Origin of the sequence: Paenibacillus sp. FSL H7-0357 (assembly GCF_000758525.1) — a bacterium.
Lineage (GTDB): Bacteria > Bacillota > Bacilli > Paenibacillales > Paenibacillaceae > Paenibacillus_AQ.
Map to the genome: position 1 here is coordinate 6,758,459 of NZ_CP009241.1, position 18,032 is coordinate 6,776,490.

The following is an 18,032-nucleotide window of genomic DNA, read 5'->3' on the forward strand; positions in this document are numbered from 1 at the left end:
GATAATATTGTCTTTGTATCCGCTTCCACGGAGAGTAAATTAGCATTTATTTTCTCCTTTCGCACTTTTTTTAGGTAAATCCCCGTCCAACAAACATCGCACATACAAAAAACCGGCGCCGTTTATAGGGCGCCGGTTCATGGCGTGGCTTGGATAGTATGCTGCAAAAACACCGGTTCAATCCGTAGTCAGCAGGGAATTTTGATAGAAACCTTCGTCCCCTGCCCCGGTGTGCTGGAGATGGATACGCCGTAAGGCTCACCGTACAGCAATGTCAGGCGGTCATGAACGTTGCGGATGCCGATGCCGCTGAACAGCTGCCTGCTGACGGACGAGGCGGGAATCGAATCTTTGTTGTCCAGATCCATCCCATCTCCCGTATCAACCACCTCGCAGTGCAGCGTATCCCTGTCCTTCATTATGGTGACATAGATATAGCCGGAGGTTTTGATATTGAACGCGTGAAAGAAGGCATTTTCGATAAAAGGCTGAAGAACCAGCTTGGGCACTTTAGCAGACATGCAATCCGGTGAAACGAAGTAATCCACCTTAATGCGGTTGCCGTTGCGAACCTGATTAATATATACATAATGCTTCAGGTTAATAAGCTCCTCTTCCACTGTAATCGTCTCGTTCACATTGCTGATGGTATTCTGGAGCAGGGAAATCAGCGCATGAATCGTCTCTGTCGCCTGTTCCTTGCTTCCTCTCTGCACCAGAATATTGACTGACGCCAGCGTGTTGTATAGAAAATGGGGATTGATCTGCTGTTGAAGCGCAGCCAATTCCGCCTTCCGCTGCTCCTTTTGGGTCTCCACAAGCTGACCCACATAATCGTTCAGCTCTTTGAGCATATAGTTGTATGCGGTGCTGAGCTGTCTTGTCTCATAGGTGCCGGTAACCGACATGTAGTTATGGAAACTTTTTTTGGTCACATTGGACATTTTTTTAACCAGTGTGCGCAGAGACTGCGTCAGCCTCTTCGTCAGAAAATAGATGACGAGTACGGCTACGGCGGCGATTGCTGCAACGATCAGAAAAATCGCCTTTTTGTCCAGCAGCGTGCCGATTGTCTGTTTCTTATCAATCAGATTCACAATATACAGGTTGTACGAAGGCAAATAGTCCGCCAGCACGATGACCTCCCGCCCGCCGATGGAGAGCTCCTGGCTGGATTTGCCCACCTCGGCGATCTGCTGCGCACTCTCCAGCAGGTCGGGAGACATGCTGCCGATTTGCTCCGTCCGATTACTGGACACGATCAGGCCCGATGTATCCAGAAACATTACATCGTTTCCCTGACTCGTAAAGCTGGCGTAGTTCTTGCGGAAATCACTTTCACGGGTGAACATATACAATGTGCCGTACGGCTTGGATAAACCCGGGGCGGTCAACGCCTTGGCGGCGACCAGATAACGGCTTTGTGAATTGAACGGGCTGGCGTCCATAAAGCTGTAGAAGAGCTGCCCATTGCGTTCCTGAGCGGCCTTTGTAATGGGATTGTTCTTCAACTCTTCTGAGGAGCCCGACCAGTAGGTAACATCGCTGGTGTAGCTTCTTCCGTTCACACCCAGAATGGAGAGGCCGATATTGGTTCCTCCGATACCGGATTGAATGCGGTCCATCTGATCCCGCATACTGTAATACCGCTTGAAGTTCGCCAGTGAATTGATATCCTTCTCCGTCATGAAGCTTCTGATCACGCCGCTCTGCCCGACTTCAATAGCGCTGTTGACGGTTGCATAATGGGAGTTCTCCAGCGCACTTTTGATCTGGTCGATAATCTTGGAATTGGTGATGCTGAAGGTTTGCACGAACAGCTTTTGGGACATTTGTACGGTCACTCCGGTAATCAGGACGGTAACCAGAATGATGCTGATGACCATGACGGCGAATATTTTACTGAACAGGCTTTGATCCTTGAGCTTTGTGAGCCATTTCTCCGTTAGTCCCATTTCGGGCTCCTTCCCGCTGCATTAGCCTTTCCGGTATTGACTAGGCGAGCTTCCCATCAGCTTGCGGAATACTCTGGTGAAATAGCTGTGGTCTGAGTAGCCCACAAGACTGCTGATTTCAGAAATGGATAAACCGGCATTTTCTTTCAGCAGCAGGCACGCTTTTTCGATCCGCACCCGGTTTAAATATTCGTTGAAGCCCTCTTTGTTATGTAGCGCAAAATAATTAGACAGATAGGACGGGTTGAAATGAAACTGCCTTGCCACTTCGGTCAGCGTAAGCTGGCGTGAATAATGCTCGTCGATATACAGTAAAATTTTTTGAATGGCCGGTACTCCGCCGCGGTTCTTGGTTACGCATTCCGTCGCAGCTTGCAAAAACTGCTCAAGCCGTATCTCCGTTTCACCGATATGCCGTGCCTCATGAATGGAGCGGAAGAACTCATATTTGCTTTCGTCCAAGGCGCGGGCCTCGTAATGGAAATGCAGCAGCATTCCGATGATCTGAAACATACTGTGGCATAAAAACGATTTGAACTCGAACATCCCTGTATCTCTCCGGCCGGACATGGACGCGACATATGCGCTTAAGCGGCCGAAAGCCAAGTCGAACTCCTGCCGGTTCAGCTCTGCACCGAAGGCATCCTGATCGAAAGCGGGACCCTGCCGCCCCTCCTCGCCGTTATCTACCAGCAAACAGTGATCCGGGAGAAAGAAGCGGCGGTCCAGCAGCTTCATCAGATCATCCGTATAGATCGTATGCAGTTCACTCAGCTCAGTGAAAACCCGGCTGACCGCGAGATTCAGGAACATATTTGCACGGATGCCCGCGGTGAATACCTGATCTGCAAGACGGACGAGCGCCTCATACCCAGCCTCCTCCAGATTAAACAACAGGCGGACATGCCCCTCCAGCGGAGACAGCCGGCGGAAGGTCACCCTGCTGCCGCTGCTTTGCAGCAGAGAACGAATGCTGTTCTCCAGCCACTCCTCTTTGCGGCTATTCGCAGCGGGTTCGTCGCCCGTATCAGCAATTAGCAGCACAAATCCCGGAAAGGGGAATGTTACCCGCAGCGCTTCCTCGTCGTACTCCACTGGAAAGCCGGAAACCAGTTTGTCCAGAATATAGTCCGCAGATTGCCGCTTGTCGCTTCTCCAGTCCACATGCTGAAGCAGCGGAATCCGCTGCGCCGTTTTTTTCAGAACGGCAAGCAGTGAAGCGGCCTCCAGTCTGGGCTTCAGGATATAATCGGCAACCCCGCTTTGGAAGGTCGAACGCACATATTCGAACTCACTGAAGCTGCTGAGCACGATCACCTCAATTTCCGGATACATCCCCTTGACGAGCCGGATCAGCTCTTCCCCGTCCATCACAGGCATAACGATATCGGTCAGGATGATATGCGGACGCTGTAATTCAATTAATTCAAAAGCCTCTCTTCCGTTGGAGGCCTCGCCCGCAATCTGAAACCCTTCCCCTTCCCAGTCCAGCAGATGGATTATCCCCTGCCGTACCAGCATTTCATCGTCCACCACCAATATTTTGCAGAACGTTGTGTCCATGGCTTCTCCTTTTTACGAACAAAAATACACTAAAAAACAAAATGAAACCCGCTTGATTAAGGGGTTCCATCTCATTGAAACAAACTTATCTATCAGAAATGAAACAGCTTTCATAATCTGATTTACATTATAGGTATACGCCCGGAGACTGTCAATTGAGAGGGAGGAGGGCGATTAGGCTATAGTCCCCGACCGACAGTTTATTTATAGATCAGACCTCCGCCTTCCTTAAACTCTTCTGCTTTGTCCCGCATCCCTGCGGCAATCATCTCTTGCTCCGGTTCTTCTTGTCCATCCTGCAACCTCGCCGTATCGCGGATACCATGAGAAATGCGCATACTGCAGAACTTGGGTCCACACATAGAGCAGAAATGAGCCGTTTTGGCTCCTTCCGCCGGAAGGGTCTCATCATGATATTCCAGCGCCCGTTCCGGGTCGAGTGACAAATGGAACTGATCCCGCCAACGGAACTCGAAGCGCGCTTTGGAGAGTGCGTTATCCCGATCCTGCGCCCCCTTGTGTCCTTTGGCCAAGTCGGCTGCATGGGCGGCAATTTTATAGGTGATGACGCCTTCCCGCACATCATTTTTGTTAGGCAATCCTAGATGCTCCTTCGGGGTAACATAACACAACATCGCCGTTCCGAACCAGCCGATCATCGCCGCTCCAATAGCCGAGGTGATATGATCATAGCCGGGTGCAATATCCGTAGTCAGTGGACCCAGTGTGTAAAAAGGAGCGCCATGGCAAAGCTCAAGCTGTTTATCCATATTCTCTTTGATCAGATGCATCGGTACATGGCCCGGACCTTCCACCATCACCTGAACATCATGCTTCCAGGCAAGCGAGGTTAATTCACCCAATGTCTCCAGCTCGGCAAACTGGGCTTCATCATTAGCATCGGCAATGGAGCCTGGCCGCAGCCCGTCACCCAAAGAGAACGCCACATCATAAGCCTTCATGATTTCACAAATATCCTCGAAATGCGTATAGAGAAAGTTCTCCTGATGATGGGCCAGGCACCAGGCCGCCATAATTGAACCCCCTCTGGAGACGATGCCCGTCATTCTTTTGGCCGTTAATGGGATGTAACGCAGCAGTACCCCGGCGTGAATGGTGAAATAATCCACTCCTTGCTCCGCCTGCTCGATCAGAGTGTCCCGGTATACCTCCCAAGTTAAATCCTCAGCCTTGCCGTTTACCTTTTCCAAAGCCTGATAGATAGGCACTGTCCCGATAGGTACCGGAGAGTTGCGGATAATCCATTCACGGGTGGTGTGAATATTTTTGCCTGTCGACAGATCCATAATATTATCCGCTCCCCAGCGGGTAGCCCATCTCATCTTCTCAACTTCTTCATCAATGGAAGAGGACACCGCCGAATTCCCGATATTGGCATTGATCTTCACCAGGAAATTCCGCCCGATAATCATCGGTTCACTCTCAGGATGGTTAATATTCGCTGGAATGATCGCACGGCCGCTGGCTACTTCCTCTCTAACAAACTCAGGGGTTACATTTTCCCGGATTGCGATAAATTCCATCTCCGACGTAATCAGGCCTCTGCGCGCATAATGCAGCTGGCTGACATTGCCGCCTTCTCTGGCTCTCAAGGGCCGACGCTGCAATCCCGGAAACACCTCTGCCGCCGACTTCTCCGTGAGATTCCCGTTATCCTCCGGCTTGACCGTTCTTCCTTCGTAAGATTCGGCATCTCCCCGCTCCGCGATCCACTGAAGCCTGTGAGGCGTTAACCCCTTGCGGATATCGCTATAGGCTTCATCGTTAGTATAAGGCCCGCTTGTATCATAGACACGGACAGGAGCATTCTCCGCTTCTCCGGCCGTACCCGAGGTTCGGCTTAATGTAATCTCGCGCATCGGAACTTGAATATCAGGCCGTGAGCCCTCCACATACACCTTGTGACTTCCCGGAAAAGCACACAGATCGACCTCATGTTTCTTCTCTTGATTCGGCATCTTATTTCCTCCTTAAGGTTTGAGTAAATAAGAAAACGCGCAAAAAAGCCGCTCCACATGGAGCGGCTCAAAAATCCATATAAGGCTAACGCCAACAATGAAATAAAGGTCCGACTCCACTTTCCTACGCTGGTATGATCCAGATCAGGTTCAAGGGTCCAGGAATGCATTTTTCCCGTCTCAGCCTATTCAGGCTCCCCTAGTGGTTTCTTATTTAGTTATGTTTAAGTTACAGAGAAATCCAGCAATTGTCAACCGGTGTTCTTAATAGAGCTTTGGATAAACATGTCCTCTTTTATGAAAAATGCTGAGCTATATTACTTAGATACTCTTCCTCAACCGTATTTTTCTTCATACTTATGAGCATTTTCGCATCTTCTCCCACTACATAACGGAATTTGCTTGTACCGTCTGTGGCCGCTTGATAAATAGTGTCAGCTACAAGTTCTGGTGCCGAGGCATAGTCTGGAGCTTTTTCCATTTCCCCTAATTTACCCAGAAAGGCAGTAGTAAATGATTTATAATCCGTTAAGCCATCATTAAAAAAGAACTCCATCGATCTTCCGCCAAAGTCCGTGCTAATGGCTCCTGGTTCAATCAACTTTACTTTGATGTTTTGTGATGCTAATTCAAAAGATACGGATTCAGAAAAACCTTCTACCGCGAATTTAGTGGAGTGATACAGAGACATCGTAGGAAAGGTCACGATCCCTCCCATTGAAGAGATGTTGATTAGCAACCCTTCCTGATTAGATCTAAAATGAGGCAGCATGGCTTTAGTCATACTAATAAGACCAAAAACATTCACTTCAAATTGTCTGCGGATCTGCTCATCCGTAGCTACTTCTATAAGTCCCATTGTCCCATATCCGGCATTGTTCAGGAGAACGTCAATTTTACCAAACCGCTGAATAGCTTCAGATAATGCAGATTGAATGGTATCTGTTTTCTCAACATCTAACCGCAACACCAACACATTGTCCAATGTAATGAATTCAGTTTCTTTTTCAGGTGCACGCATCGTGGCTACTACGTTCCATCCTCTTTCAGCAAAATGTTTTACTGTAGCTCTCCCAATGCCAGATGAAGCACCCGTGATAAAAATTGTTTTCATTAAAATTCCTCCTAAAAGTATCTGAATTCGCTAAATGCTGCTCTTCTCTTCCTCTAACTGCTCCATGCTTAACAATCCCTCGGCAATAGTTGTAAGTTTAGCTTTATATTCTGCTATCCCAATCTGGATGCAGATGATCTGGGCCGGGTGCATTTCATCTTTATAATGTGAATACTGCTCTAATAACTGATCTAACTTTTTTTGTGATTCCTCTTGTACTTGCTTCAACCAGAAAATCACCTTGTCATACCCCACAAATCGGCCAAAATAAAGCCTCATCATAAAATCGGATTTCTTACTACTGTCTCCCTCTAGTGGCGCTAGTAAATAGTCGTTAAAACAATCTCGCCCTTTAGCCGTTATGTTATAAACATTCTTGTTTGGCTTACCTTTCTGGGGCACAATTTCCTTGGTTATTAATTCTTCCTTCTCCATTCGGGCAAGCGTAGGATAAATCGTGCCATAACTAGAGCTATAGAAATTAGACAACACATTCTCCAATAACTGCTTTATTTCGTAGCCAGTCAACGCTTCTTTCATGAGCAAGCCTAAAATAACATCCTGACTGTTCAAGAATAGCTCCTCCTTATTTAAAACATCTACATATTACACTCAGTAATATATCAGACCAATATATATCACGTCAATATATAATATTTAAGCAAAAAAAACCGAGTGAAGTCAGCAGTGAATGCCTGAAATCAACTCGGCTTGTCATTTGTACTTAATTTGCTGAACTAAAATATTCTGATAAAATCCCCACCAAAACTTGCTTATAATCATTTAAGTCATAAGAAGAGTTATTTACTTTTTTCTTGGCTATGTTTATGCCGTTAAATATTTCTTCTTCCAATTCCCTTCTTGCCTTTAGTACCTCCAAGGTTCCTTCTAAACCTGTATAACCCTGTTTTTTTCCATACCCTTGGTTAGTATAATATTCAATAAATCCCTCCGACCATTCTTTAGGTCTTTCCTTAACGGCCTTTCTGAAAGAATGATCAAGATCATTCTGCTCTACGTAAAGCAGCAATGGATTCAGCCGCTCCACAATCGCTGCCAGTTCTAGAACATAATTTATAACGTCTTCCTTCTGTGCACCATATTTAATCATTCCAATGGTCACAGGGTTTTGTATAAAACAACAATCAAAAACAAAGGTGTCTGGGCCATTTAAAATATTCGCCGAAAATCCCTTCCAACGCTCTGTTATCAGTTTCCTGTTTTGAGCTAGCGACAATTCATAAACATCATTTTTGGCAACTGCCTGCAATAACTCATCTGGAAAATCCGGCCCATATTCATTTGCGATTTTTCGATATTCCAGGAAAGAATGGCTACCTTGTTTAATCACACGATTATTCAACAAATCCCGAAACTTCTCATGGGTACCCAATAATTCATCGAATTCATTTTTCTCGAGACAGGCGACTCCCTCATAATCCGCTGGATGCTCCAAATCCCCTTCTAAAAACAGCTGAGATTTAAGGTTCATTTCCGTAAGAATTTCATGAACTAATTGAGCCGTTGTTGTTTTCCCGAATCCTGGTAATCCCTCAATCAAGACTAACTTCGGTTTCATAATAAAATCCCTCCAATCATTAGTAGGAGGATATGTAGGTTAGGAGCGATAGAGATGCGGTTTCCCACGACAATAAAAGCGGATACCCTAAGGTATCCGCAGAATGGGTTTAAATTACACCTTTCCCTGCATACCCTGTAAGATTAAAGAAAAGCATGCCGAATAAAATAGTGTAATCACTATTACAGGCATCCTTTCGCATTGTTAATCTTTACAGAGTAATCCACATGATCAGGTTAACGCTCCTTTGTATGCATCTCTATTAGTTAGATTAACATTGAGCAGAGATAAATACAATCCGGGAGCCTTCTTCAAACCTCCCCCGCTAGTCTAGTTGATACAGATTCCACTTTTGCGCGTTTGTACCATTGTCATCCCAAATTTGAACGTTGGTTCCATTTGCAGTACCAGCAGCAGCAACATCCAGAGCTTTCCCACTGTTGCTGGCAATCAATTTATAAGCACTTCCAACTTTAACAATGCTCCACTTCTGATTGGAACCGCCGCCATAACTCCATAATTGCACATTCGATCCATTGGCAGTCCCCATCTCAGCTACATCCAAACCTGTATTACTATTGACGTTAATAACCTTATACAATCCTCCGCCAACATCTGTGATTGTCCACTGCTGAGCACCCGTTCCGTTATCGTCCCAGATCTGTACATTTGTGCCGTTTGCAGTGCCTGCAGCAGCTGCGTCCAATGCTTTACCGCTGCCTACGTTAACCATTTTGTAGGTTTTACCAGAAACGATACCATCACTTGGAGGCGTTGCTGACTTTATCTGCTCTCTGACAAATTTACCGGATGCCGTTAACTGCGCGTCAGACCAACCACCATAAGGGCTTGCGCCAGGCGTCAATGCAGCGGAGGCTTCCGTCTTATCACATAACGACCAGTTGGTCCAACTCAGTTTTCTGTCTTTCATAAAATCCGTCCATACTTTAGATTCGGCAAGGAAAGGACCACCATCTCCGGAAGCGTCACTCGTTCCCCACTCTGTGATGAATACGGCTACACCTTTGTTCCTTGCATAATCAATACGATCTCTCAGCAATGAACCGTGAGTCCCGGCATAGAAATGTGTTGTATACATAATGTTGCTTTGGGCGATAGGGTTATTGGCGGCATCATGCACATCCTGGCTCCATGTTCCGGTTCCTACGATAATGATTCCATTCGTATCAATGGATCGGATAACCGGGATCATTTCCTCTGCATATGGCTTAATGTGGCCGTTCCACGTAGCATACCCATTAGGCTCATTGGCGATTTCATAGATCACATTCGGATAGTCCTTATACAAATTGGCCATTTCTGCAAAAAAACCTTTTGCCTGTTCTTTATAAATATTCGGATCCTTTTCACCCAGCACATGCCAATCGATAATCACATAGATTCCCAGATCAATCGCAGCTTGTACAGCTTCTTTCACCTTGTTTTTTTGCGAAGGATCATTGATATAGCCGCCATCTTGCGTATACATAGCTGGCCGGAATAAAGTTATTCCCCAATTGTCTCTCATCCATTTCATGCTATCATAATTCACGTACTCCCCAAACCATTGCAAACCATGGGAACTCATCCCCTTTAATTGGATCGCTTCTCCCGCCTGATTCACTAATTGGTTCCCAGAAACTCGCAGTTGGCCATTTTGGGCTACGACCGAATTAGCTTCGGCATTCACCTTTTGCGGGGGGACGAAAGATACAGTCATGAAGGTGATAATTAATGCACAAAAAACCGCAATCATTTTTTTGAACATATAAAGCTACCTCCTTAAATGGTTTGCTGTACTTTCCCGTGCTCTATTTTCCGAAAAGATCCATCCCCCTTCACAAAGTTTGCAAATCTATGGGGTATGTCTTGGTGTTTCATTAACAATGTAAAAGGGTGAAAGGAATGGCTTGAGGGATGGTAGTTATCTAATCGTTAGGGTGTAGTCGATAGGCATTATGAGGTGCATTAGCATATGGAGGCGGTTAGATCATCAGATCTAAGAAGAATTATCGTTCTAGCATAGCAGATATGATTAAGACACATAACATATGGGGGTTTCTTATGAAATCCCCATGCTCAGAAAACGCTTACATATTCTGTTATATTATACAATCATCAATCGGTTTTTAATACCAAACGACATCAAATTTCCATAAAAAAAGTGAAGCGCTGTTTCATTCAGCACCTCACTTTTACTATGATGAAATTCAAGCAACACGCTCATATCTTGACGACTTTATTTCCGCCAAAAGCTTGAACAGTCTGCCTTATCCAAAATATTAAACTCGATCATCTTCTCAAGTAATGAGAAATCAACCGGACTCTCCCAACGGATACGTACCAACTGCTTGGTATGATCATAGCCAGCCTGCACAATTTCAGCAGAAAAATGATTAATCCCTGCGATTTCAGGGGCAACAGCCATATGATGTTTGGCTACGCTAAAGCCAATAATGTATGTGCCATGATCGGTGAACATAGGCTGGTTCCAGCCAATTTTCGGCATTAGGTTTGGAAATTTCTTGATTACCCAAGCCAAAACCTCTTCCACTCGCTCCCGATGTTCCGGGTTATCAATTTGCGCTAAATATTCTGCAAAAACTTCCATATCATGCCCCCCTAAAATAAAATTTATTTAATACATTAGCAATTATCCGTTTTTGATTTTCTGTAGGCTAAGGGTGTCATATTCATCTCCTTTCTGAATCTTTCTATAAAATAGCTGGTGCTGTTGAATCCAACCTTATAGGCAACTTCTGTAACATTAGATTCTGCTTGTTGCAGTAAGACTAAGCTTTTTTGTATTCGATAATCCATAACATAATTCAACGGAGTTATCTTTAACATTCGTTTGAAATATCGGCAGCATTCAGAACGGCTCAGTTGGCCTGCTCTTGCAATATCATCTAAAGTGATTTTTTCAGCGTAATGCAAATATATCCAACTCAACATTTGCTTCATCCGATGGCTCTTTACCATTTCCATCTGGTCGTACTCTAATTGAAAGCCATTGATGATTAAGTTTTTCCAAATTAGTGCCAGGTGCATGGTAATATCAATTTCAAAGCAGGGGGATTTTTGTTGAATCCATTGATTTATTTTCACAATGGCATCTAATACATTTTTCCCCCAAGGCTTATCAGCATCTATAAATAAATAGGGTAAATTAGTCGCTTGAATATAAGGGGTTACATAGGTTGTATACAGCTCTTGTGATAAAACGAAATGAGGAGAAACATTTAAACAGATATAGACGCAACCCGATTTATTCTTTTCTTCGGCCATGTGTAGGCAGCCACTATTTATAAATACCCCCTCCCCTTGTCGTACTACTAATTTTTCTTCATTTATTTGAAAGATTGCTTCCCCTTTTATAACCAGAACAAACTGAATTTCATCATGCCAATGAAGCGGTATATATCCATTTATATTTTGATTAATCGTTGTTTCGTAACATGCAACCGGTAGTACGACCGTTCGATGCTCAGTAAGCTCTTTTAAGCTTTGATCAATCATGAAATTTTTAATTTGCAAATGACCACAACCTCAATATATTTATACTTTAACATCCAATATAGATATAATTAAAAAGATTTTTCACCTATTATAACACTATTATTATATTATAAGGTGGGGAATCATCATGGATAGATCAGCCAGAAGAACAGGATTGTTTCTTGTTATAACAGGGGCTATATTTTGGGGGATTAGTGGTACCGTTTCAAAAAAACTCTTTCAGCAATTCACAATCGATGTAAATTGGCTTGTAGCAACACGTTTGCTCATAGCTGGTGCTTTACTCTTAACCGTTCAGTTTTTCATAAAAGACCGTTCACAACTATTCAGTGTATGGAAAAATAGAAAGACAGCTTGCCAACTCCTTGTCTTCGGTTTGGTTGGTATGCTCTCCGTTCAATACACGTACATGGCATCGATCAAATCCGGTAATGCTGCTGTTGCAACACTATTACAGTGTTTAGCCCCTATAATGATTATCATCTATTTAATTCTTCGCAAACACATTGTCTTAACACGAAATGATTTGGTAACTATTTGCCTTGCTTTAGTTGGTTGTTTCTTCTTACTAACAAACGGCTCGATCTCTCAACTATCCGTGCCAAAAATCTCAATAGTTTGGGGGCTTTTATCAGGAATATCCCTAGCTTTTTATACCCTATACGCAATTCCTCTCTTGAAGCAATACGATTCCCTCGTCATTGTCGGTTGGGCTATGATAATCGGTGGTTTCGGATTAAGCCTTATCCATCCACCTTGGCAGTCAGACTTTAAAAACTGGACGCTAGAAACCTATTTATACTTAATCTTCGTTATTCTATTCGGCACAATGATAGCATTCTGGTTCTATATAGAAAGTTTAAAGAGCCTTTCAGCAAAAGAAACAAGCCTTCTAGGTAGTTTGGAACCACTAGCTGCTATATTAACAACTGTATTTTGGTTAAAAGAGCCTTTTGGCTTTTTCCAATGGATTGGTACAGCATGTATCATCGGACTGATTTTGTTAATGACATTGAATAAGAAGTCTACTTCAAATAATCTATGATTTTAAATATGAGGAATTCACCATCAGGTGGAGCGCCGTTGCCCGAGGCGAACTGTGAGGTAACCGGCCACACTGAATCGTTGAAAATTCGTGAAGATTCTGCAATACTATCTATAAAATTATGAATTACGGGGGATTCGATTATGGAAACCGTTGCGCCTAAAAGATATGACACACTGGTCGGCGCGCCGGCCGCCATCGCGGCGGGTTATCGCCATACCGTCGGGCTTAAATCAGACGGCACGGTGACGGCTGTGGGTGATAATAAATATGGCCAATGTGAGGTAAGCGGCTGGCGCGATATTGTGGCGGTTGCGGCGGGTAATGCTCATACGGGTAATGCTCATACAATCGGTCTTAAATCGGACGGCACGGTGGTGGCCGCGGGTTGGAATAAACATGACCAATGCGAGGTAAGCAGCTGGTGCGATATTGTGGCGGTTGCGGCGGGTTGGCGTCGTACCGTCGGGCTTAAATCGGATGGCACGGTGGTGGCCGTGGGTCGAAATAATGAAGGCCAATGCAATGTAAGCGGCTGGCGTGATATGGCGGCGGTTGCGGCAGGTGACTGGCATACCGTCGGGATTAAATCGGACGGCACGGTGACTACTGTGGGTAATAATCGGTATGGCCAATGCAATGTAAGTGACTGGCGTGATATGATGGCGGTTGCGGGAGGTTACCTTCATACCGCCGGGCTTAAATCGGACGGCACGGTTGCGGCTGTGGGTTGGAATAAGCGTGACCAATGCGAGGTAAGCAGCTGGCGCGGTATTGTGGCGATAGCGGCAGGTAGTAATCATACCATCGGCCTTAAATCAGACGGTACAGTGGCGGCTGTGGGTTGGAATGAGTATGGCCAATGTAATATAAGCGGCTGGCGCGATATTGTGGCGGTTGCGGCGGGTTGCGCTCATACCATCGGGCTTAAATCGGACGGCACGGTGGTCGCTGTAGGTGATAATCAATATGGCCAATGCGATGTAAGCGGCTGGCGCGGCATCCAAGTACCCGCAATCGGATTTATTTAATGGATTATCGTTAGGTACTCAGTCTACAACTTTATTTTCCTAGTCTACTGTATTTTCTCCGAACACCTATTTTCTCTTTGTAAGCATAAAAAAGTCGCTCAAATGAGTAATTACAATCTATTTTTTCAAGACACAAACCTTATTGTTAAGCTACTCACATTAATGCCAATTACTAACTTTAATGTAATACTACAACTGAATAAAGAAAATAAAGTTGTAGACTGGTCGTGGGATCGAACAGTGTTATAATGCCAAAGTTTTATAAATAGAAAAGCCACATTAAGTATTTAACTCTAATGTGGCTTTCGGACACGATCACGAACCCTCACTGGCTTAAGGGGCTTAGCCCCAGGTCCGACGGACTTAGCCAGTGCAGGGTTATCTGCTGAGTTCACTTGCCCGAAAAACCTCTTACAGACCAAGGGCCGTATGGGCTGCAGCGTGAATACCTTGTTAGATGATGTATCTGCCTTCTTGAACTACAGGCATAAGGTCTATATGGTGTTATAATAAATGTTCTTCATGTATTTTTGATCCCCATAACGAATCTCTTTTGGATACTCTTCACTGTTGATCTCTAACTTCAGTAAATCATCATTACTCTCTTTTATTTTACTTTTAATCTCTGCCCTTGAGTGTATATTATTAAGTATATTCCTTACCCGCTTATCGTTATCATGTTTAATTTCACAGCGGACTCCTAATTTCACCATGTTATGCTGATCAGTAAAGTCATTAAACAAATCTATTAATATAAAACTATCCCTATCATCTTTCGTAAAAAATACAAAAACATCTCCCTTTCCTGCTCTGCTAGGTCCTTCGCCATATGATAAATACTGGTCACATAATTCCATGAAATTAAATCTTATATTTAATTGTCTCATTAATTCTTCTAAACTAAATACCTCAAACGTGTCATCTATCAAATCAAAAAACGGTAGATAAAAAGAAAATTCAATATATCTTTTCATTCTTAATTCCTTTCATTATTTAATAAAACCTGCCGGACCGAGAGGTGAATGCCCGAAGCGTGAACATGGTGTTATGCGATGGTGCCGGCTTCTTTTAGATACATTCAAGAACTTCTTTTGTATAAATATGTAAGGTTATTTAGGTGGTCATATTCAATTGTTATATCTTCATATCCCTCAATCTTTTCCAATTCAATTGGTACAACTAGTCTTTCGTAGTTATTTTTGTTGTTGATTACCATAAAATACGCCATTAATATTCCTTTTATCATGTTTTCGTGCATTGGTTCTCTAACTAATAATTCAGAAATAAAAACATCTTTATCACTATCTCCACAATTCAGGGCAACATGATAGTCCCAAAAAGGAATTGTACTTTTGCTTCCTGCAGAACAAACAATAGGATACTTTGCACTAATAAAATTGAAAACGATTGAATTAACCTCGTCGATCGTTAGATTCTTTGTTTTTTTTATTGAATGGGTTTCATCGTTGTGAATTATTATGCAATAAGGGATGCTTGAAATATGATCTTTAAACTTTGTAACTAGTCCTTCCCTAAGATATATCGGGCCTATCAAGAGGATTCCTCCTTAATAAGATTTACAGCACTTTCGCATAACGTCTTATTTACGAACTTCGTAAATAACTCTATGTAGAGTATTCGCGAAATTATTGAGCTATCCTGCCCGTTCGTTTAATCCCCTCGACGGTCTAATACTTTATTTTCTCAGTCTAAAATATTATTTTCTCCTTACACTTCCATTTACAAAAAAAGAGCCACCCTGGGATTTCAGGACGGCTCTTGATATCTGTGTTGCTTTTCCACTTATTCTGATGGTGATAAAAATCCGTGAAACTAATTTAATTAACTGAACTTTCGCAGACCAGCTTGTTTTCTTTGATAAACGCTCAAGGCTGCTCTTTTATCCAGACTCTAATTCAGTCAAATCCAGCAATGCATGTTGCCTCAGCTACATCGAAGCTTGTTTGCCAATTAAGTGCTGCGAAGTTCCTTTCAACTATGTATTCTTCTGCTTGGCAACTTGCATACCGCCGATGATAAGCATGATAATCCCAATTACTGCTAGAATAATCCGAACTAAGAATGGACTCAATGAAAACACAGTTTCACCTTGCCAGTACAATCCGAACAACCTTTCATTCATCCCCACAATCGCCAATAATGGCTTAAAAAACAAACTCAGCGCTAATAATACTATCCCGCAAATAATATTGCTATTCATTGATTCAAAACCCCTTTTCCAATTAAGATAAATGAAGATTATTTCACAATAATACTTACCCTTGCATCAACTCTCCCCGTTTACGCACAATTCTGGCAGCATCAGCACTTTTTGATCTACCACAATTGTTTCTATGTTCATTCACGTCCTTACCTTTTCATTCATCAACGTAGACTTCCCAGCCCCATTAGGTCCTAGCAACCCAAATATCTCACCGATCCTGAGTTTAGTCAGAAAAAAGTCGCGTCACGATGCACCTGTGGAAGTTAATTTTTCAGCAATGGTCTATTCTCTTGTTGCTCGAATTATTGAATGCATCCCGACGGGGATTTGCTTTGTTGCCGCACAATATATTGCCAAAGCAAGTTCAACAATCCAAGCGATGATTAATAGTAAAGCTCCCATAAGACTGCTCCTCCTCCAGTTATTCTACTGAACTCATCATAAAAAACTGCGAAAAGGATGTATATAGAAAAACGACAAGCTGCATCCACGAACCAATAAGATGCAAAAAAGCAGTAAGCATAGAGCTTACCGCCTTCTCTTACAGAGCCTTAGGACAATAGACGAACTATGGCATAAACCACTGCAATTTCGATTGCAAGAGTGAGTGCGCCGGATACACTACTTACAGCACCAATTAAGCTGCCAAGAGAAATCAAAAGGATCTCTAAGGTGAAGAAATCTTCTCACTTATTCCAAAAGGAGCATACAAAATAATTCCCGTTTGGCATGATTTAAAGGTACTTAGCAGTCGGAATAAGGAGTCAGTATATTCTTGGAGGCTTGCTTTCTTCTGGGGATTTAAATGACAGAAAAGCTGCAATTCCATTATTGAAAGGGATCACTTCACAGTATCCAAACTACACATTTAAGTATGCAACTTTGGATGCAGGTTATGACTACGAAGCAATTTACCAAGAAGTGCGTAAAACTAAAGCACTTGCTATTATTGCATATAACCGATAGCGAGAAGCTGAATTACTTTAGCTTGTGACCGCATAAACAAACAAGCTCAGTTTAATGCAGCATAAAATTCAAAAAATGAAGTTGATGAGATTGGAGTAGTCTATTGCTCTTTAAGGCAATGCATTATGAAATTGATTCATCTATGTATTCTTTATATTTGAAATTTTTAATCCCTATGAACTCGACCCTTTCTTATAATTTAGTGATCTTTCATTGATTAAGAACAAATTGGATGATGGGAGCTTATTTCCGAAATCCCTCGGGCAGACCGAGGGACGATAACCCCAATGCTTGAATATGGTGTTATCTGATGGATACGCCATCTAGGAAACACTAACATTTCTTTTACGTAATTTCTTAAATACCGAATATTCCTTATTGGACTTAATAAAACTTAATATCTTTTCGGCACATTCTGTTGGATTCATCTCTTCCGTATTTACTTCGAGGTCATATTCATCAAAGCAATATACTTGGGTAAACTGTGAATCTGCTAGTCCAATCGGTCTATCTCCTCTTGTTTGCTCTCTTCTTATGAGTTCTTCTTTCGAGCATATTACACCTGTAAATAACGTAGGCTGATCGAAAAATTGATCAAGAAACTCATTAAACCTCTTTTCAGTGTTGATTATGGTATCTGCTATTACATTAAAACCCAATTCTAATAACAATTTAATTGTCGAATGGTACACAGTGAATATAGAATCATCAACTATTTGAGAGACAACTTGATGATCTATTGCTTTTGGAGGTTCATCTGGAAATTTATTGTTAATAAAATCATTGTAATTATTAAAAAAATCATCAATTGATAAATGATAAAAAAGAATCTCTTTCTGATTTATCAGTTCAGTCGATATGGAGGTCTTTCCGGAACTTGAAGTTCCATTTAAAAAAACTAATATCCCTTGCTTCAATTTAATCATCCCTTCAAAAAATAATTATTTCGTATCTTTCAGAAAACGTTATATTCACAAAGTTCATAGAATTATCCAACTCATAAAATATTCGAGAAATGATTGAACTATCCTGCCCGTTAATGAAGCGCCCGCCAGTC

General features: G+C 42.9%; 17 protein-coding genes and 1 riboswitch. Of the genes, 3 read left to right on the top strand and 14 right to left on the bottom strand.

All coding sequences use genetic code 11. The annotated features are described in order from the left end of the window. Positions 1 to 188: 188 nt before the first annotated feature. The 9 genes from H70357_RS29815 to H70357_RS29855 form a co-directional block, all read right to left on the bottom strand. Positions 189 to 1,955: a sensor histidine kinase gene (locus H70357_RS29815; protein WP_038596773.1), complete on the bottom strand. Its 1,767-nt coding sequence runs from the start codon at positions 1,953 to 1,955 to the stop codon at positions 189 to 191. Positions 1,956 to 1,976: 21 nt separating this feature from the next. Beyond that, positions 1,977 to 3,518, bottom strand: coding sequence for a response regulator transcription factor (locus H70357_RS29820; RefSeq protein WP_038596775.1), 1,542 nt, complete (start codon positions 3,516 to 3,518; stop codon positions 1,977 to 1,979). A 200-nt stretch (positions 3,519 to 3,718) separates the two neighbouring features. After that, the gene (thiC, locus tag H70357_RS29825) at positions 3,719 to 5,497 is read right to left on the bottom strand and encodes a phosphomethylpyrimidine synthase ThiC (protein WP_038596778.1); all 1,779 of its coding nucleotides are present in this window, start codon (positions 5,495 to 5,497) and stop codon (positions 3,719 to 3,721) included. Positions 5,498 to 5,601: 104 nt separating this feature from the next. Further along, a riboswitch (TPP riboswitch) is annotated at positions 5,602 to 5,708 on the bottom strand. Between the two features lie 84 nt (positions 5,709 to 5,792). Then, complete coding sequence (locus H70357_RS29830) at positions 5,793 to 6,611, bottom strand: SDR family oxidoreductase (protein ID WP_038596780.1); 819 nt, start codon at positions 6,609 to 6,611, stop codon at positions 5,793 to 5,795. A 30-nt stretch (positions 6,612 to 6,641) separates the two neighbouring features. Continuing rightward, positions 6,642 to 7,184, bottom strand: coding sequence for a PadR family transcriptional regulator (locus H70357_RS29835; RefSeq protein ID WP_052092328.1), 543 nt, complete (start codon positions 7,182 to 7,184; stop codon positions 6,642 to 6,644). A gap of 151 nt (positions 7,185 to 7,335) precedes the next feature. Continuing rightward, positions 7,336 to 8,190 (bottom strand): P-loop NTPase family protein, encoded by an 855-nt coding sequence (locus H70357_RS29840; protein WP_038596782.1) that lies wholly within the window; start codon positions 8,188 to 8,190, stop codon positions 7,336 to 7,338. A gap of 325 nt (positions 8,191 to 8,515) precedes the next feature. Further along, on the bottom strand, positions 8,516 to 9,958 hold the full coding sequence (locus H70357_RS29845) for a cellulase family glycosylhydrolase (RefSeq protein ID WP_052092329.1): 1,443 nt from the start codon (positions 9,956 to 9,958) through the stop codon (positions 8,516 to 8,518). A gap of 471 nt (positions 9,959 to 10,429) precedes the next feature. Continuing rightward, on the bottom strand, positions 10,430 to 10,801 hold the full coding sequence (locus H70357_RS29850; RefSeq protein WP_038596784.1) for an iron chaperone: 372 nt from the start codon (positions 10,799 to 10,801) through the stop codon (positions 10,430 to 10,432). A 35-nt stretch (positions 10,802 to 10,836) separates the two neighbouring features. Then, positions 10,837 to 11,727 (bottom strand): AraC family transcriptional regulator, encoded by an 891-nt coding sequence (locus tag H70357_RS29855; RefSeq protein ID WP_038596786.1) that lies wholly within the window; start codon positions 11,725 to 11,727, stop codon positions 10,837 to 10,839. A gap of 109 nt (positions 11,728 to 11,836) precedes the next feature. Between H70357_RS29855 and H70357_RS29860 the strand changes: the two genes are divergently transcribed. Beyond that, positions 11,837 to 12,754, top strand: a complete 918-nt coding sequence (locus tag H70357_RS29860; RefSeq protein ID WP_038596788.1) for a DMT family transporter — start codon at positions 11,837 to 11,839, stop codon at positions 12,752 to 12,754. 143 nt (positions 12,755 to 12,897) lie between these two features. Then, the gene (locus H70357_RS29865; RefSeq protein WP_038596791.1) at positions 12,898 to 13,785 is read left to right on the top strand and encodes an RCC1 domain-containing protein; all 888 of its coding nucleotides are present in this window, start codon (positions 12,898 to 12,900) and stop codon (positions 13,783 to 13,785) included. 494 nt (positions 13,786 to 14,279) lie between these two features. Here the strand turns inward: H70357_RS29865 and H70357_RS29870 are convergent, their stop codons facing one another. The 4 genes from H70357_RS29870 to H70357_RS37240 form a co-directional block, all read right to left on the bottom strand. Continuing rightward, a complete protein-coding gene (locus H70357_RS29870; RefSeq protein WP_038596794.1) occupies positions 14,280 to 14,759 on the bottom strand; it encodes a hypothetical protein in 480 nt (159 codons plus the stop codon). Positions 14,760 to 14,863: 104 nt separating this feature from the next. Then, positions 14,864 to 15,340 (bottom strand): hypothetical protein, encoded by a 477-nt coding sequence (locus tag H70357_RS29875; protein WP_038596796.1) that lies wholly within the window; start codon positions 15,338 to 15,340, stop codon positions 14,864 to 14,866. Positions 15,341 to 15,781: 441 nt separating this feature from the next. Next, complete coding sequence (locus H70357_RS29880; RefSeq protein ID WP_038596799.1) at positions 15,782 to 16,006, bottom strand: hypothetical protein; 225 nt, start codon at positions 16,004 to 16,006, stop codon at positions 15,782 to 15,784. Between the two features lie 141 nt (positions 16,007 to 16,147). Next, positions 16,148 to 16,240, bottom strand: coding sequence for an ATP-binding cassette domain-containing protein (locus H70357_RS37240; RefSeq protein ID WP_081966272.1), 93 nt, complete (start codon positions 16,238 to 16,240; stop codon positions 16,148 to 16,150). 525 nt (positions 16,241 to 16,765) lie between these two features. On the opposite strand from H70357_RS37240, the gene H70357_RS36140 reads away from it, so the two are divergent. Continuing rightward, entirely contained in the window at positions 16,766 to 16,975 is a 210-nt protein-coding gene (locus tag H70357_RS36140; RefSeq protein WP_156131047.1) for a transposase, read from the top strand. A 323-nt stretch (positions 16,976 to 17,298) separates the two neighbouring features. Here H70357_RS36140 and H70357_RS29885 read toward each other — a convergent pair whose 3' ends face one another. Then, on the bottom strand, positions 17,299 to 17,892 hold the full coding sequence (locus H70357_RS29885) for a chloramphenicol phosphotransferase CPT family protein (RefSeq protein ID WP_038596801.1): 594 nt from the start codon (positions 17,890 to 17,892) through the stop codon (positions 17,299 to 17,301). Between the last annotated feature and the right edge of the window lie 140 nt (positions 17,893 to 18,032).

Coding starts and splice junctions, on each gene's coding strand:
- H70357_RS29815 (WP_038596773.1), bottom strand. CDS start 1,955: ATGGGACTAACGGAGAAATGGCTCACAAAGCTCAAGGATCAAAGCCTG.
- H70357_RS29820 (WP_038596775.1), bottom strand. CDS start 3,518: ATGGACACAACGTTCTGCAAAATATTGGTGGTGGACGATGAAATGCTG.
- thiC (WP_038596778.1), bottom strand. CDS start 5,497: ATGCCGAATCAAGAGAAGAAACATGAGGTCGATCTGTGTGCTTTTCCG.
- H70357_RS29830 (WP_038596780.1), bottom strand. CDS start 6,611: ATGAAAACAATTTTTATCACGGGTGCTTCATCTGGCATTGGGAGAGCT.
- H70357_RS29840 (WP_038596782.1), bottom strand. CDS start 8,190: ATGAAACCGAAGTTAGTCTTGATTGAGGGATTACCAGGATTCGGGAAA.
- H70357_RS29845 (WP_052092329.1), bottom strand. CDS start 9,958: ATGTTCAAAAAAATGATTGCGGTTTTTTGTGCATTAATTATCACCTTC.
- H70357_RS29850 (WP_038596784.1), bottom strand. CDS start 10,801: ATGGAAGTTTTTGCAGAATATTTAGCGCAAATTGATAACCCGGAACAT.
- H70357_RS29860 (WP_038596788.1), top strand. CDS start 11,837: ATGGATAGATCAGCCAGAAGAACAGGATTGTTTCTTGTTATAACAGGG.
- H70357_RS29865 (WP_038596791.1), top strand. CDS start 12,898: ATGGAAACCGTTGCGCCTAAAAGATATGACACACTGGTCGGCGCGCCG.
- H70357_RS29870 (WP_038596794.1), bottom strand. CDS start 14,759: ATGAAAAGATATATTGAATTTTCTTTTTATCTACCGTTTTTTGATTTG.
- H70357_RS29880 (WP_038596799.1), bottom strand. CDS start 16,006: ATGAATAGCAATATTATTTGCGGGATAGTATTATTAGCGCTGAGTTTG.